This window comes from Silicimonas algicola (assembly GCF_003970735.1).
Taxonomy (GTDB): Bacteria; Pseudomonadota; Alphaproteobacteria; order Rhodobacterales; family Rhodobacteraceae; genus Silicimonas; species Silicimonas algicola.
Window position 1 is genome coordinate 2,053,580 of sequence record NZ_CP034588.1, and the last position, 13,609, is coordinate 2,067,188.

The following is a 13,609-nucleotide window of genomic DNA, read 5'->3' on the forward strand; positions in this document are numbered from 1 at the left end:
CGTTTCCCGTCCGAAATGCCCGGAGTCCCAATGCAACAGAGCGACCCGGCCGAGGTCCGAAGCGGCCTTGTGGCATTGGTCGCAGCCTGCACGATCTGGGGCTTTGCGCCGCTGTTCTACCGCTTGTTGCTGCACGTCCCGACGATGGACGTGCTGTCGCATCGCATCCTGTGGTCCTTCGTGTTCTTCGCCGTCGTACTGTGGCGGCGGGGCCGTCTGCCCGCCCTTGGTGCTGCGATCACCGACCGAACCCAAGTGGGCTGGATCGCGGTCGCGGCGCTGTTCATCTCGTGCAACTGGTTCTTCTACATCTTCGCGGTCCAGACGGGCCACGTCTCGCAGTCGAGCCTCGGCTATTATATCTCGCCGCTCGTCTCGGTGCTGTTCGGCTGGCTGATCTTTCGCGAGCGGCTCCTCGCGCTGCAATGGGCGGCTGTCGGGGTCGCGGCCCTTGCCGTGGCGCTATTGACCTGGGGATTGGGCGTGGCGCCGTGGATCAGCCTGCTTCTGGCCGTCTCGTTCGCCGTCTACGGCGTGGTGAAGAAGCGGCTGACGGTGGGCCCGATGGTGTCGGTGACGGCGGAGGTCGTCATGGTGCTGCCCGTCGTCCTGGGCTGGCTGGTCTGGCGCGGGGGCGGCGAGATCGCGGATGGATGGACCTTCGTCCTTCTCCTCCTCAGCGGTCCGATGACCGCGACGCCGATGATCCTGTTTTCCTATGCGGCGCAGCGGGTGCGGCTGTCGACGCTCGGCGTCGTGCAGTACATGAACCCCACGATGCAATTCCTGATCGCGGTCCTTGTCTTCGCCGAGCCCTTCACCTTCTGGCACGCCGTGGCCTTCCCGATGATCTGGGTGGCGCTTGCGGTCTATTCGGGAGTGGCGCTCGCGCGCGACCGGGCCGAGCGGAGGGCCTCGACGGCGGCGGGAACTGTCGGCACAGTCTGAACGAGGCGCAGGAGCGAGGGCGCGGCGAAGCCCTGGGCCACGATGTGGTCCAGAAGAGCCGTCAGCGGCCGCCAGAAGCCGTTGACGTCGATAAGGAGGATCGGCTTGGCGTGGAGGCCGAGCTGCGCCCAGGTCAGGACCTCGAAGAACTCGTCGAGCGAACCTGCGCCTCCCGGCAGCACCGCCACCGCGTCGGCGTTCATCAGCATGACCTTCTTCCGCTCGTGCATCGTCTCGGTCACGATCCGGTCGGCCGAAAGACCGCGCGGCGCTTCGCGGGACAGAAGGTGAACCGGGATCACGCCCAGGGTGCGGGCGCCGGCGTCATGCGCGGCTTCGGCCACGGCACCCATCAGCCCCACGTCGCCCGCGCCATAGACCAGCCGCCAGCCCTCGGAGCCGATGGCCCGGCCAAGGTCGCGCGCAGCCTCGAGGAAGGCGGGGTCACCGCCGGGGCGTGAGCCACAATAGACGCAAAGGGAATACGGTGCGCCGTCCATCGTTCATCCGTTCATCATGGGGTTTTGACCCCTGATAGCGGTGTTGATAAGGTCGCTCAAGCGCCGTTCCGGGACAGGCGCGCAACCGAGGGCCGAAGGCCCCGAGCGGGGAGTTGATCGCGTGAAGCCGATGTGGAGAGGCATCGTCGTCGTGGCCCTTGTGGGCTTCGCGATCCTTCTGACGTGGTGGTTGAGAAGTTCCGGTCCCGATGGGGTGCCGGAAGGATCGGCCGCGGTCGAGACCGCTCCGGCCACAGTCCCTGCGACGGGGTCCGAGGGCAGCGCCATTTCTGGCGACGCCGCGACAAGTGACGCCCCAATAGACGAGGCGACCGCTACGGGCAGCGCATCTTCCACGGATGGCTCCGAGGCCACCCTAGAAGCTGGCGAGGAAACGGCGGCGGTCGCGCCGGCCGCAGGCGATCCCGCGGGAGCGACCGAGGAGGTCGCGGAGGAATTCGGCGAGGCGGCCTCCGACATCGGCGGCGCTGCCAGCTTCGACATCGTGCGCGTCGAACCGGGAGGCTCGACCGTCATCGCAGGCACCGCCACACCGGGAGCGACAGTGGATCTCGCGCTAGACGGCGAGACGGTGGGCGAGGCGACGGCGGACGGCTCGGGCGGGTTCGTCATTTTCGCGGACCTGGGCGCCTCGGACGCGCCGCGCGTGCTGACCCTGACCGAGACGCGGGAAGACGGCGAGACGGTGGAGGCGCCTGCCTCGGTCATCCTCGCCCCGATCGAGGAACTGGTGGCGGAGGCGCGGCCGGCAACCGCTCCGGCGGCCGGCGGCGAGGCGGTCGCGTCGCTCGACGCGGAACCGACGACAGCGCCCGACGTCGCGGGCGTGGAGCAGACGGGTTCGGCACCCAGGCCTGCTGCGTCCACCGAGATCGCGGATGGGTCCGCGCCGGAAGCTCCGACCGATGCGCCCGAAGCGGCCGCCCCTCCGTCGCCGGATGCCGCCCCCGGTGCGCCTGCGACCGAGACGGCTGCGGTGGCTCCCCGTGCGCCTGCGGTGCTTCTGGCCGACGAAACCGGGGTGCGCGTGCTCCAGAACCCGGGCGACGCCCCCGAGGCCATGGACAACGTCTCGATCGACTCGATCAGCTACGACGCCGAGGGCGAGGTCTCGCTTGCAGGCCGCGGGACGGGGACGACGTCGGTCCGCGTCTACCTCGACAACAAGCCGGTGATCGAAACGGCCATCGGCGAGGGTGGCCAGTGGCAGACCGAACTGCCCGAAGTGGACACCGGGACCTATACCCTGCGTGTCGACGAGATCGACGCCGAGGGCCGCGTCGTGTCGCGGGCCGAGACACCGTTCCGCCGCGAGTCCGTCGAGGCGATCCGTGCGCTCGACCAGAGGCCCGTCACCGCGCTCGCGCCCGTGTCGCTCATCACGGTCCAGCCCGGCAACACGCTCTGGGGGATCGCGCGCGAGAAGTACGGCGACGGTCCGCTTTATGTCCGCGTCTTCGAGGCCAACACCGACCGGATCCGCAACCCGGACCTTATCTATCCCGGCCAGATCTTCACGGTGCCCGACTGAGAGACGTGCCGATCAGAGACGTCCCGAGAAGTACAACATCGCCGCTCCGAGACCCTCGTCGGACGTGAACGCGCCGGGGTGGCGGTCGGCGAGGTCCAGGACGAACGCCAGCCGCTCGCGCGTCTCCTCCGCCTCGCGCGGAAGATCGACGGCCGCCTCGGTCCGCTGCCGCCCGTCCAGACCCTCTCTCGAGGCGAACCAGCCCGGGTAGATCGACGTCGCCATCATCTCAGCCTCCTTCAGAGCCTTGTGACTAAGGCCTATGTGGCTTTTGGCTTCCGTGGTATCCGCTACGGCGTTGGATCGCTCTACAGAAGTGTCGAGCCGCGATGAACTGGTCGGATGTCCGCGTTTTCCTCGCCGTCTACCGAGAGGGATCGACGCTGGCGGCGTCGCGCCGGCTGGCCCTGTCGCAGCCGACGGTCGCGCGCCGGATCGATGCGCTTGAGCACGAACTGGGCCTGACGCTTTTCGAGCGCGACACGCGCGGCTTTCATCCGACACCGGCCGCGCGCGGATTGTTGCCGCAGGCCGAGGCTCTGGAGGTGTCGGCGGAGGCATTGGAGGCCGCCGCACAGAAAGCGCGGCGGACCGAAGCGCAGCCGATCCGCATCACGGCGCCCCGCAGAAACTTCTCGCCGATATTTTCGGGCATCCTGTCCGAATTCAGCCTGAAGCATCCGGACGTCCGGTTCGAGCTGATCTCGAGCTACAAGATCCTCGACCTCGCTGCGGGCGAAGCCGACGTCGCGATCCGCATCGCGCCGCGGATCACCGATGACCGGCTGATCTGCGCGAAGCTCACGGATGTGAAGTCGACGCTATTCGCCTCTCGAGGATACGCCGCCCGCCACGGTCTTCCGGTCTCGCCCGAGGAGTTCGCCGGTCACTCCTTCATCATCTACGATCCCGCGCCAGCGACCCTGCCCCTGAACCGCTGGCTGGTCGAGAGGATCGAACCCTCGCAGATCGTCGCGCGCTGCGGAGACGTCGAATCCGTCACGGCCAGCATCGAGGCCGGGCTCGGCATCGGTCCCTCGACCATCGCCTTCGCGACCGATTATCCGTCTCTGGTGCGGTGCTTCCTGCCGCCCGAGGGCACCGACGTATCCTCCTGGCTCGTCATCTCGCCCGACGTCTATCGGCGGCCCGAGGTCCGCGCCTTCGCCGCGTACTTCGCGCCGCGCTTTCGGGCCGCCTATACCGCGATGCGCGAGAAGGCGATGATCGACCAGACCTATGTGCCGGGCGCCTGATCGCCGCATCTGGCCAAGCCGAGGCGAAGCGCTTAACTAGGGCCCGATGTCCGCCTCTCCCTCCAATCGAACCGGCCGCCGCTCGGGCCTGTCCATCATCCGCAAGGTCGCGCCCTACCTTTGGCCCGACGATATGCCCTGGGTGAAGCGCCGCGTTGCTCTGGCGCTGTTCGTGCTGCTTCTGTCGAAGGTGATCGCGGTTGCGACGCCCTTCTTCTACAAGGCCGCCGTCGACGCGCTGGCAGGTGAGGGGACGGATCCGGCCTGGGCGCTTGGCGCGGGGGCGGTCGGTCTTACGGTCGCCTACGGCGTGGCGCGGCTCATGTCGAACGGCTTCCAGCAGTTGCGTGACGTGATCTTCGCCGCCGTGGGGCAGCGTGCGCTGCGGATGCTGGCGCTCGAAACCTTCCAGCACATCCACGCGCTTTCGCTGCGCTATCACATCACGCGCAAGACGGGCGGGTTGAGCCGGATCATCGAGCGGGGCGTGAAGGGTGTCGATTTCCTTCTGCGCTTCCTGCTGTTCTCGATCGGGCCGCTGGTCCTCGAGCTTCTGATGATCGCCGTCGTCCTCGCCTGGGTGTTCGACATCTGGTATCTGGCCGTCGTCTTCGTCACCATCGCGCTCTACGTCTGGTTCACCTTCGCGGTCACCGAATGGCGCGTGAAGATCCGCAAGGAGATGAACGACCAGGACACCGACGCGAACCAGAAGGCCATCGACAGCCTCCTGAACTTCGAGACGGTGAAGTACTTCGGAGCCGAGGCGCGCGAGGCCGAACGCTATGACGGCTCGATGGAGCGCTATGTCGCCGCCGCCCTGAAGACGAACTATTCGCTGGCCGTCCTGAACTTCGGACAGGCGCTTCTGATTACCGCAGGCCTCGTCGTCGTCATGGTGATGGCGGCCATCGGCGTGGCGAACGGGGCGCTGACCGTGGGCGATTTCGTCATGGTCAACGCCTACATGATCCAGATCACCATGCCGCTCAACTTCCTCGGCACGGTCTACCGCGAGATCCGGCAGGCGCTGGTCGACATGGCCGAGATGTTCGAGCTTCTCGAGCAACCGGCCGAGGTTCAGGACAAGCCCGACGCGAGGGCTCTGCGGGTCGACGGCGGGGCTGTGCGCTTTGACGACGTCGTGTTCGGCTATGACGCCGAGCGGCCGATCCTGAGGGGCGTCACGCTGGATGTGCCAGCCGGCCAGACGGTCGCCATCGTCGGGCCGTCGGGGTCGGGCAAGTCGACCATCGGGCGGCTTCTGTTCCGGTTTTACGACGTGAACGGCGGCGCCTTGCGCATCGACGGGCAGGACGTGCGCGACATCACCCAGGAAAGCCTTCACAGGACCATCGGCGTGGTGCCGCAGGACACCGTTCTCTTCAACGACACGGTCTATTACAACATCGCCTACGGCCGCCCCGAAGCGTCTCGCGCGGAAGTCCTCGAGGCCGCGCGCGCCGCGAAGATCCACGGCTTCATCGAAAGCCTGCCCGAGGGCTACGACACGCAGGTCGGCGAGCGCGGGCTGAAGCTGTCCGGCGGCGAGAAGCAGAGGGTGGGCATCGCGCGCACCCTTCTGAAGAACCCGCCCATCCTTCTTCTCGACGAGGCGACAAGCGCTCTCGACACCGAGACCGAGCGCGAAATCCAGCGCGAACTCAAGGCCATGGGCGAGGGGCGAACGGTGCTGACGATCGCGCACCGTCTGTCGACCATCGCCGACGCCGACCGCATCGTCGTGCTGGAGGACGGTGTGATCGTCGAGGAGGGCACCCACGATGCGCTTCTCGCCAGTCAGGGACGCTATGCCACGCTCTGGGCGCGGCAGGGAACCGACGACGACCACGACGCCGCGCCCCGGGTCCGCGACATCGAGGAGCGCGCGGTCGCAGAGGGCTGAGATTTCGGCACGGTCCGAGGAGTAGCGGGTCGCTCCCGGAGGAGGACGGTCGCACCGACAATGGACGCCGCCGCACCGAGTGCTTCCCGCTGGCCCGGACGCCGACTGTCTTACCCCCCCGAGCCGCAATTTCCGCCTCATGCAAGCACGGCGGGAACAACACGCCGCTGTTCCTGTTCATGCACGTGAACGAGGAGTGGACATGAGCAATATACCCGACAAAGGAACCCGGCGCTCGGGCGCAGCGGCCGTCGTGCGGCTGCGCGATCGGATTGACAAGGGTGAAACCGGCGACAAGGTCGCGTTCTCCGATCCCGCCGCCGCACCACTTGGAACCGACGCGGAAGCCGGGGGACATTCGCCCACGGTTGCCGAGGCCCGCATGGCGGATGCCAAATCTCGGGCGCCGTCAGCGGACGAGGACCCGATGCGCCCGCCGGAGCACCGCGAGTCGTCCCGCAACGGTCTCGCCATGTGGATCCTGGTCGTCGCCGCGGTCGCTGCGCTGGGCCTGGCCCTTCTGGCGCTCTAGGGCCGCTTGCCCTTTCGCGCACTCATATCACCCCCTTTGGCAGGCCTTGCAGCAGCGCAAAGGCTATCCTTTCAGAGGATCCGCGGACGAGGTCTCAGGACGACCGCCGCCGCGCTTGTCCTGAGCGGCTGTTCAGGTCGCCAATCGGTTCTGGATCCCGCCGGCTCGGACGCACAGGCGCTTTTCACGCTCTTCGTCTCGCTGCTTGTGGGGGCCGCGATCCTCTGGGTCGCCATGAACGGGCTCTTCTACTGGTTCACCAGAAGGAGCACCGGGACATTGCCCGAACGCTCGGGAAGAATGCTCATTCTCTTTGGCGGCGTCATAGCCCCGACGGTCGTCATCGGGGCCGTGCTCCTCTGGGGACTCTCGCTCTTGCCCGACCAGCGGGCACCGGGCGACGGCCTGACCGTCTCCGTGCTCGGTGAGCAATGGTGGTGGCGCGTGGAATACACGATGGAGGGCGTCGAGGGCTCCGTCGTCTCCGCCAACGAGATCAGACTGCCGACAGGTCAGAGAACCGACCTCAGACTGACGTCTGACGGCGTGATCCATTCCCTCTGGGTGCCAGCCCTGGGCGGCAAGATGGACATGTTTCCCGGTCGCGAAACCCGCATGAGCCTGGAGCCTGTGGAGCCAGGGATCTATCGCGGTCAGTGTGCGGAGTTCTGCGGCGCAAGCCACGCCTGGATGGCCTTCATGGCAGTCGCCATGATGCCCGAAGACTTCGCGACCTGGCTCGAGGCAGAGGCCCAGGATGCCGCCGAGCCGCAGAGCGACGCCGCCCGGCGGGGGTTGGCCGTCTTCCAGGCAGCCGGCTGCGGCGCATGCCATACCGTGCGCGGCACACCGGCTGTCGGCAAGGTCGGCCCGGACCTGACCCACGTCGGCTCGCGGCTCACGATCGGGGCAGGGCGGCTCGGCGCCACGCTCGACAACATCGAGCGCTGAATCGCCCACACCGACGATCTGAAGCCGGAAGTGCAGATGCCGCCGTATCCGGAACTGTCTCCGAGACAGAGTGCGGACCTCGCCCGATATCTCAAGGAGTTGAAATGACGTCGCGCTCCCTCAGCCCCCTGCGGCCAAAGCCGGAAGGCCCGTTTCCTCCGACCGAGGCGATGCTGGACGAGCAGGCGCCTCAAGGTCTCGACAGCGATAGTGCGAACCGTCTTCGGGAGGTCTGGAAGACGCCGACCGGATGGCGCTATTGGTCGGCGGTCAACAATTCCGAGGTCGGCAAGTGGTATTCGCTGACGGCCTTCTTCTTCATGCTCTGCGCCGGGATCCTCGCACTTGCGATGCGGGTCCAGCTTGCCGCCCCGGACATCGAGGTCATGTCCGCCGACCGCTACAACCAGTTCTTCACGATGCACGGCTCTGCGATGATGTTCCTCTTCGCCGTGCCGATGTTCGAGGCCATCTCGATCATCCTGCTGCCGGGGCTTCTGGGCGCGCGGGACATGCCTTTCCCGCGCCTTTCGGCCTTCGGGTACTGGTCCTTCCTGATCGGCGGGGTCTTCGTCCTGGGCTCTCTGCTGTTCGACGCGGCACCGAGAGCGGGGTGGTTCATGTACCCGCCCCTGGCCACCGAAGACGCCGGGCCGGGAAGCGACATCTGGCTTCTGGGTCTCAGCTTCATCGAGGTGGCCTCGATCGCGGCGGCGGTGGAGCTGATCGTCGGCACCCTGAAGTGCCGCCCGCCGGGGATGCGCGTGAACCTGATGCCGCTCTATGCGTGGTACGTCCTCGTGGTCGGAGGCATGATCCTATTCGCGTTTCCGCCCCTCATCGCCGGCGACTTCCTGTTCGAGCTCGAGCGCAGCTTCGACTGGCCGTTCTTCGATCCCACGCGCGGGGGAGACCCGATGCTGTGGCAGCACCTTTTCTGGATTTTCGGGCACCCCGAGGTCTACATCATCTTCCTTCCGTCCATCGCGATCGCGGCCATGATCGTGCCGACGGTCGCGCAGAGACCGATCGTCGGCTACTCGTGGATCGTTCTGTCGGCCGTCGGGACGGGCTTCCTCAGCTTCGGGCTGTGGGTCCATCACATGTACACGACGGGCCTACCGACGCTGTCGCTCGGCTTCTTTTCGGCGGCGTCCGAGGCTGTCGTCATTCCCACCGGCGTTCAGCTCTTCGCATTTCTCGCCACCCTCATGGCGGGGCGGATCCGTATGATCCTGCCGATGCTGTGGATTGCCGGCGCCCTGGCGATCTTCACCATGGGAGGATTGACGGGCGTGATGCTGGCGCTCGCGCCCTTCGACTTCCAGGTTCACGACACGTACTTCGTGGTGGCCCACCTTCACTACACGCTGTTCGGCGGCATGGTCTTTCCGGTGATGGCGGGGGTCTATTACTACTATCCCTTCATCGCCAAGAAGACGCTGTCCGAGCGGCTGGGACGCTGGGCCTTCTGGCTGATCTTCACCGGCTTCAACGTGACCTTCCTGCCGATGCATCTGACCGGGCTTCTGGGCATGCCGCGACGCGTCTACACATATCCCGAAGGTCTGGGCTGGGAGGTGACCAACCTCATCTCGACCGTTGGGGCCTTCGTCATCGCGGCGGGGTTCGCCGTCTTCGTCTGGGACCTGCTGCGGCCCAAGGGCAGCCAGCCGCTCTGCCCCCGCAATCCCTGGAAGGCGGGAACGCTGGAGTGGGCGCACGACGTGCCTGAAGAGCCCTGGGGGATGCGCTCGATCCCCTATATCTCCACACGCTATCCGCTTTGGGAGCAGCCCAAGTTTCTCGACAGGGTCGAAGAGGGACGCTTCTATCTGCCTGACGCCGAAGAGGGCCTTCGCGAGACCATCGTCACTTCGGTGATCGACGCGAGGCCGATCCTGGTGCAGCGCGTGAACACGCCGACCTGGATCACCCATATCGCAGCCGTCTTTACCGGGGGCGCCTTCATCTTTCCGACGTTCCACCTCTACACACCGGCCATCGTGTCGGGTGTGCTGGCCGTCTGCGCGATCCTCTACTGGCTCTGGACGACGACCGCGCGGCCACCGGAAGCCGACATGAAGGACGTGGGCCTCGGACTTCGGCTGCCCACCTACGTCTCGGGTCCGGAGTCCTGCGGGTGGTGGGCCATGTGGATCACGATGCTAGGGGACGCCACGGCATTCTCGTCCATCGTGTTCGGCTTCTTCTTCTACTGGACGTCGAATACCGCCTTCCCGCCGCCGGACGCTCTCCATGCCGGGGCAGGCGCCGTAGCGGTGGCGGCGGCGGCGTTTGCGGCAGGATGGCTTCTGACGATTGCGGCGCGTTTCACGAACCGGCGGGGCAGGGTGGGAGCGGCCCGCGCGGCATTGGCTGCGGGCGCGCTTTCGACCTGCATCGGGGCGGCTGCTCTGATCGTCTCCGTTCTTCCTCTCGATCCGACGTCCCATGTCTATCCGGCCCTGATGTGGGCGCTGATGGTCTGGATCGTGGCGCACGCCGGAGTCGGCCTGGTGATGCAGCTTTACTGTTTGGCGGGAAGCCTGACCGGCAAGATGACGCCGCGCTACGAGGCCGACATCTGGAATGTGAGCCTCTACTGGCACTTCTTCGCGGTGTCCGCCCTGGTCGCCTGCGCACTCATGGGTCCGGTGGCGAGGTTGCTGTGACAGATCAGGGACATCAGACGAACCAGGATCGCAAGGAATTCTCGGATGAAGCCGGCAGCCTGTGGCGGATTGCGCTGGCGCCCTCGGTCTGGGCCGGACACTTCGTGCTTTGCTACGCAAGCGTCTCGCTTGCCTGCGTGCGCGGGCTTCTTCCGATCGAGGCCACACGTCTGTCGCTGATCGCGGTTTCGGTCATCGTCCTTGTCGTCTTCGTATGGCAGGGCTGGCGGGCCTGGAGACAGTGGGCGCCCGAACGGGGGCACCCCTCCGCGCTGTCGGAAGGGAAGGCCGAGGACCGTCACCGTTTTCTCGGCCACGCCACATTCCTGCTCACGCTCATCTCGGGCATCGCCACCGTCTACACGACCTTGCCGCTCCTCCTGCTCGAGGGTTGCAGATGAGACGGTTGGCCCTTCTCTCTGGTCTCGCCCTGCTCGGGGTCCTCTGGCTCCTGCCGCTCGACGACTGGTGGCCGGCCTTTCCCGTCCACATGCTGCGGCACATGGGCCTTGTCGCGGTCGCCGCCCCCTTGCTGGTGGTCGGAGCCCCGGACCTGTCGCGGAAGCTCGCGGCGCCGCCTCTCGCCGCCGCGGTTGTCGAGTTCGTGGTGGTCTGGGCGTGGCATTTGCCGGCTGCACATGCCCTGGGACGCACGGTGGCCCCGGGATACATCTTCGAGCAGGCGAGCTTCCTTGCCGTCGGCCTCTTCGTCTGGGCCGGGTGCATCCGCGCCGAGAACCCGCTTTCGGGCGCGGCGGACCTTCTGATCACGTCGATGCACATGACCCTTCTGGGCGCTCTCCTGATCCTGGCGCCCCGCGACCTCTACTTCGAGATCTGCGGCACCGCGCCCGACCTCGCGGGGCAACAGTTGGGAGGCATGCTCATGCTGGCGATCGGCACCCCGGCCTATCTCGCGGGCGGGCTGATCCTGACGTCCCGCGGCCTCCAGGAGACCCCGGCATGAAGCGCGCGCTCGTCATCTTCTCGGTGATCGTCGCCCTCGGGCTGGCGGTCGGCATCGGGGTGGTTGGCCTTGGGCTCTACAACGTGTCCGCGACCGCCGGGCATCTTCCCGGCGTCGCCTGGGTTCTCCACACGACGTTCAAGAACTCCGTCAGCTTGCGCGCGCCGCCCGAGAACGAGGTGCCCCTTCTCGATGACCCGGACCTTGTCGCTCTGGGAGCGGGGCACTACGCGACGGGCTGCGTTCCCTGCCACGGCAGTCCCGACGAGCCCGCACTGGCGTTCTCCGACGCGATGCTGCCCGAGCCGCCGCCGATCAAGCTTGCCATCGCCGGATGGAGCCCGAACGAACTGCACTGGGTCGTGGAGAACGGCGTCAAGATGTCCGGGATGCCGGGCTGGCCCGCACCGGAGCGATCGGACGAGGTCTGGGCTGTCGTCGCATACCTTGAGAAGGTGAAGGAGGATGACGCGCCGCCGCTTCCAAAATCGACGTCCGAGAGCATCGCAACGTCCAGCGTGGCCTATTGCGGCTCGTGTCACGGGACCATCGATGGCCTCGTCCCGCGTCTGGACATCCAGGACGCCGAGTATCTGCGGGAAGAACTGCGCGAGTACGTGACCGGTGTGCGTCTGAGCGGCATCATGCAGCAGGCGGCGAGCGTTGTTCCGGTGGAAGACCTTCCGCGGCTGGCAGAACATTTCGCGGCGACGATCAACGAGGCCCCGGACCCGCTGCCTGTTCCCGTCGCCGGCGAGCGTCTTGCGAACCGCGGCACGCGCGAAGTGCCGGCCTGTACCGCGTGCCACGGACCGGGTGCCTCGGCGGATGAGACGCTTGGCCCCCGGCTGTCCGGCCAACACCGTGCTTTTCTCGAGACGCAGTTGCGGCTGTGGAGGGACGGCGTGCGCACGGATTCGGCGAAGATGGTCGCCGCCGCCCGTGCCCTGAGCGACGCCGACATCGCGCTTCTTGCGAAATGGTACGCCAGCCAACCGGCGGATGGCGAACGATAACGGTCGCCGCGTCAGTCCGCGACCATCGCGCCCCCGTCGGGGTGCAGGACGTGACCGGTCATGAAGGACGCATCCTCGCAGGCGAGGAACAGGATGGACGGCGCGACTTCGTTCGGCTGTCCGGGACGGCCGAGCGTGCTGCTCTTGCCGAACTCCTTGACCTTCTCCGGCGGGAACGAGGAGGGGATGAGCGGGGTCCAGATGGGACCGGGCGCCACGCCGTTGACCCTGATCCCCTTGGGCGCGAGCTTGTGGGCGAGGGTGCGAATGAACGACAGGATGGCGCCCTTCGTGGACGCATAGTCGATCAGCATGTCCTGCCCGCGGTAGGCGGTGACCGAGGTGATGCCGACAATGCTCGCACCTTCCTTCAGGTGGGGCAGGGCGGCCTGCACCATGAACATCTGGCCGAAGATATTCGTGCGGAACGTGTCTTCCATCTGCTTTTCGGAGACGTCCTCGAACTCGTCCTGCGCGTGTTGCTCGGCGGCGTTGTTGACGAGAACATCGAGACGCCCGAAGCGCTCGACGACCTTCGATACGGCATCCATGCAGAAGTCGCGCTCGCCGACATCGCCCCTCAGCGACATCGCTTCCGCGCCTTCTTCGCGGATCGCCTCCAGTGTCGCCTCAGCGTCCTCGTCTTCGTTCTTGTAGAGGATGGCGACCGCGGCAGCGCCCTCGCGCGCAAAGAGGACGGCGGCCGCGCGGCCGATGCCGGAATCCCCGCCCGTCACGATCGCGACGCCCCCGTCCAGCCGGCCCGCGCCCGGAAAGCGCGGATGGTACTCCGGCTTGGGCGACATCTCGCTTTCGAGACCGGGCTGCTGGTCCTGCACGCGGTCGTCCGAATACTGCGTCATCGATAATGCTCCGTGTGGGTCCGCCGACTCCGCATCAGGACCGGCACTGTTGCGAGGATGAGGAGAAGGATCACCGTCGGGGCCACCAGGCGTGGCACTTGAGCCCACCAGTCCATGCCCTTCTCCCAAAAGGCCCAGACCACCGTGAAGGCATAGGTGGCAAGGTAGATCCAGAGCGCGTTGATCGACGGCCGTGCGAGGAACCAGGCCGTCAGGCACAGCCCGACGCCTGCTATCGCGTAGTACCAGCTTCCTCCCAGGGCGATGAGCCAGAGACCCCCGCCGAAGATGAGGATGCCGAAGATCGCGACAACGACCGCCAGGACCACTGTAGCGATGTAGCCAGCGGAGTGCCTCGTGCCGCGACGCGTGTCGATGTGCGGGTTCGTGGTTCCATGGGTCATCTGGGGCTCCATTGGCAATAAGTGCTTGGCCTTCGAACA

14 protein-coding genes are annotated in these 13,609 nt (G+C 66.6%); 10 read left to right on the top strand and 4 right to left on the bottom strand.

Features of this window, described 5'->3' with window-relative positions; genetic code table 11:
• Window positions 1–30: 30 nt before the first annotated feature.
• On the top strand, window positions 31–948 hold the full coding sequence (rarD, locus tag EF888_RS10210; protein ID WP_109758904.1) for an EamA family transporter RarD: 918 nt from the start codon (window positions 31–33) through the stop codon (window positions 946–948).
• Here rarD and EF888_RS10215 read toward each other — a convergent pair.
• Entirely contained in the window at window positions 870–1,448 is a 579-nt protein-coding gene (locus EF888_RS10215) for an LOG family protein (protein WP_109758905.1), read from the bottom strand. The genes rarD and EF888_RS10215 overlap by 79 nt on opposite strands.
• A 130-nt stretch (window positions 1,449–1,578) precedes the next feature.
• Here EF888_RS10215 and EF888_RS22210 point away from each other — a divergent pair, with 130 nt between their 5' ends.
• A complete protein-coding gene (locus EF888_RS22210) occupies window positions 1,579–3,000 on the top strand; it encodes a LysM peptidoglycan-binding domain-containing protein (protein ID WP_241239888.1) in 1,422 nt (473 codons plus the stop codon).
• A gap of 12 nt (window positions 3,001–3,012) precedes the next feature.
• Here EF888_RS22210 and EF888_RS10225 read toward each other — a convergent pair whose 3' ends face one another.
• Window positions 3,013–3,228, bottom strand: a complete 216-nt coding sequence (locus EF888_RS10225) for a hypothetical protein (protein WP_109758906.1) — start codon at window positions 3,226–3,228, stop codon at window positions 3,013–3,015.
• Between the two features lie 101 nt (window positions 3,229–3,329).
• Here EF888_RS10225 and EF888_RS10230 point away from each other — a divergent pair, with 101 nt between their 5' ends.
• The 8 genes from EF888_RS10230 to EF888_RS10265 all read left to right on the top strand — a co-directional run bounded on the left by EF888_RS10230 (window position 3,330) and on the right by EF888_RS10265 (window position 12,303).
• A complete protein-coding gene (locus EF888_RS10230; protein WP_109758907.1) occupies window positions 3,330–4,256 on the top strand; it encodes a LysR family transcriptional regulator in 927 nt (308 codons plus the stop codon).
• Window positions 4,257–4,302: 46 nt separating this feature from the next.
• Window positions 4,303–6,162, top strand: a complete 1,860-nt coding sequence (locus tag EF888_RS10235) for an ABCB family ABC transporter ATP-binding protein/permease (protein ID WP_109758908.1) — start codon at window positions 4,303–4,305, stop codon at window positions 6,160–6,162.
• Window positions 6,163–6,364: 202 nt separating this feature from the next.
• The gene (locus tag EF888_RS10240; protein ID WP_109758909.1) at window positions 6,365–6,694 is read left to right on the top strand and encodes a hypothetical protein; all 330 of its coding nucleotides are present in this window, start codon (window positions 6,365–6,367) and stop codon (window positions 6,692–6,694) included.
• Between the two features lie 36 nt (window positions 6,695–6,730).
• Window positions 6,731–7,645 (top strand): cytochrome c oxidase subunit II, encoded by a 915-nt coding sequence (locus EF888_RS10245; protein WP_338143059.1) that lies wholly within the window; start codon window positions 6,731–6,733, stop codon window positions 7,643–7,645.
• Window positions 7,646–7,749: 104 nt separating this feature from the next.
• Window positions 7,750–10,320: a cytochrome c oxidase subunit I gene (gene ctaD / locus EF888_RS10250; protein WP_109758910.1), complete on the top strand. Its 2,571-nt coding sequence runs from the start codon at window positions 7,750–7,752 to the stop codon at window positions 10,318–10,320.
• Window positions 10,317–10,721 carry a hypothetical protein gene (locus tag EF888_RS10255; protein WP_109758911.1) on the top strand — a complete coding sequence of 135 codons (405 nt, stop codon included), beginning with the start codon at window positions 10,317–10,319 and terminating at the stop codon, window positions 10,719–10,721. The genes ctaD and EF888_RS10255 overlap by 4 nt, the downstream gene beginning before the upstream one ends.
• Window positions 10,718–11,287 (top strand): cytochrome c oxidase assembly protein, encoded by a 570-nt coding sequence (locus tag EF888_RS10260; protein ID WP_109758912.1) that lies wholly within the window; start codon window positions 10,718–10,720, stop codon window positions 11,285–11,287. The genes EF888_RS10255 and EF888_RS10260 overlap by 4 nt, the downstream gene beginning before the upstream one ends.
• A complete protein-coding gene (locus tag EF888_RS10265) occupies window positions 11,284–12,303 on the top strand; it encodes a c-type cytochrome (protein WP_109758913.1) in 1,020 nt (339 codons plus the stop codon). The genes EF888_RS10260 and EF888_RS10265 overlap by 4 nt, the downstream gene beginning before the upstream one ends.
• An 11-nt stretch (window positions 12,304–12,314) precedes the next feature.
• Here EF888_RS10265 and EF888_RS10270 read toward each other — a convergent pair whose 3' ends face one another.
• Entirely contained in the window at window positions 12,315–13,166 is an 852-nt protein-coding gene (locus tag EF888_RS10270; RefSeq protein WP_206508486.1) for an SDR family oxidoreductase, read from the bottom strand.
• Window positions 13,163–13,570 carry a glucose dehydrogenase gene (locus EF888_RS10275; RefSeq protein WP_241239865.1) on the bottom strand — a complete coding sequence of 136 codons (408 nt, stop codon included), beginning with the start codon at window positions 13,568–13,570 and terminating at the stop codon, window positions 13,163–13,165. The genes EF888_RS10270 and EF888_RS10275 overlap by 4 nt, the downstream gene beginning before the upstream one ends.
• Between the last annotated feature and the right edge of the window lie 39 nt (window positions 13,571–13,609).

What these genes read in the sequence shown, in the direction of transcription:
- ctaD (WP_109758910.1), top strand. Translation starts at nt 7,750, where the DNA reads ATGACGTCGCGCTCCCTCAGCCCCCTGCGGCCAAAGCCGGAAGGCCCG.
- rarD (WP_109758904.1), top strand. Translation starts at nt 31, where the DNA reads ATGCAACAGAGCGACCCGGCCGAGGTCCGAAGCGGCCTTGTGGCATTG.
- EF888_RS10230 (WP_109758907.1), top strand. Translation starts at nt 3,330, where the DNA reads ATGAACTGGTCGGATGTCCGCGTTTTCCTCGCCGTCTACCGAGAGGGA.
- EF888_RS10265 (WP_109758913.1), top strand. Translation starts at nt 11,284, where the DNA reads ATGAAGCGCGCGCTCGTCATCTTCTCGGTGATCGTCGCCCTCGGGCTG.
- EF888_RS10260 (WP_109758912.1), top strand. Translation starts at nt 10,718, where the DNA reads ATGAGACGGTTGGCCCTTCTCTCTGGTCTCGCCCTGCTCGGGGTCCTC.
- EF888_RS22210 (WP_241239888.1), top strand. Translation starts at nt 1,579, where the DNA reads ATGTGGAGAGGCATCGTCGTCGTGGCCCTTGTGGGCTTCGCGATCCTT.
- EF888_RS10235 (WP_109758908.1), top strand. Translation starts at nt 4,303, where the DNA reads ATGTCCGCCTCTCCCTCCAATCGAACCGGCCGCCGCTCGGGCCTGTCC.
- EF888_RS10240 (WP_109758909.1), top strand. Translation starts at nt 6,365, where the DNA reads ATGAGCAATATACCCGACAAAGGAACCCGGCGCTCGGGCGCAGCGGCC.
- EF888_RS10270 (WP_206508486.1), bottom strand. Translation starts at nt 13,166, where the DNA reads ATGACGCAGTATTCGGACGACCGCGTGCAGGACCAGCAGCCCGGTCTC.
- EF888_RS10215 (WP_109758905.1), bottom strand. Translation starts at nt 1,448, where the DNA reads ATGGACGGCGCACCGTATTCCCTTTGCGTCTATTGTGGCTCACGCCCC.
- EF888_RS10275 (WP_241239865.1), bottom strand. Translation starts at nt 13,570, where the DNA reads ATGACCCATGGAACCACGAACCCGCACATCGACACGCGTCGCGGCACG.
- EF888_RS10225 (WP_109758906.1), bottom strand. Translation starts at nt 3,228, where the DNA reads ATGATGGCGACGTCGATCTACCCGGGCTGGTTCGCCTCGAGAGAGGGT.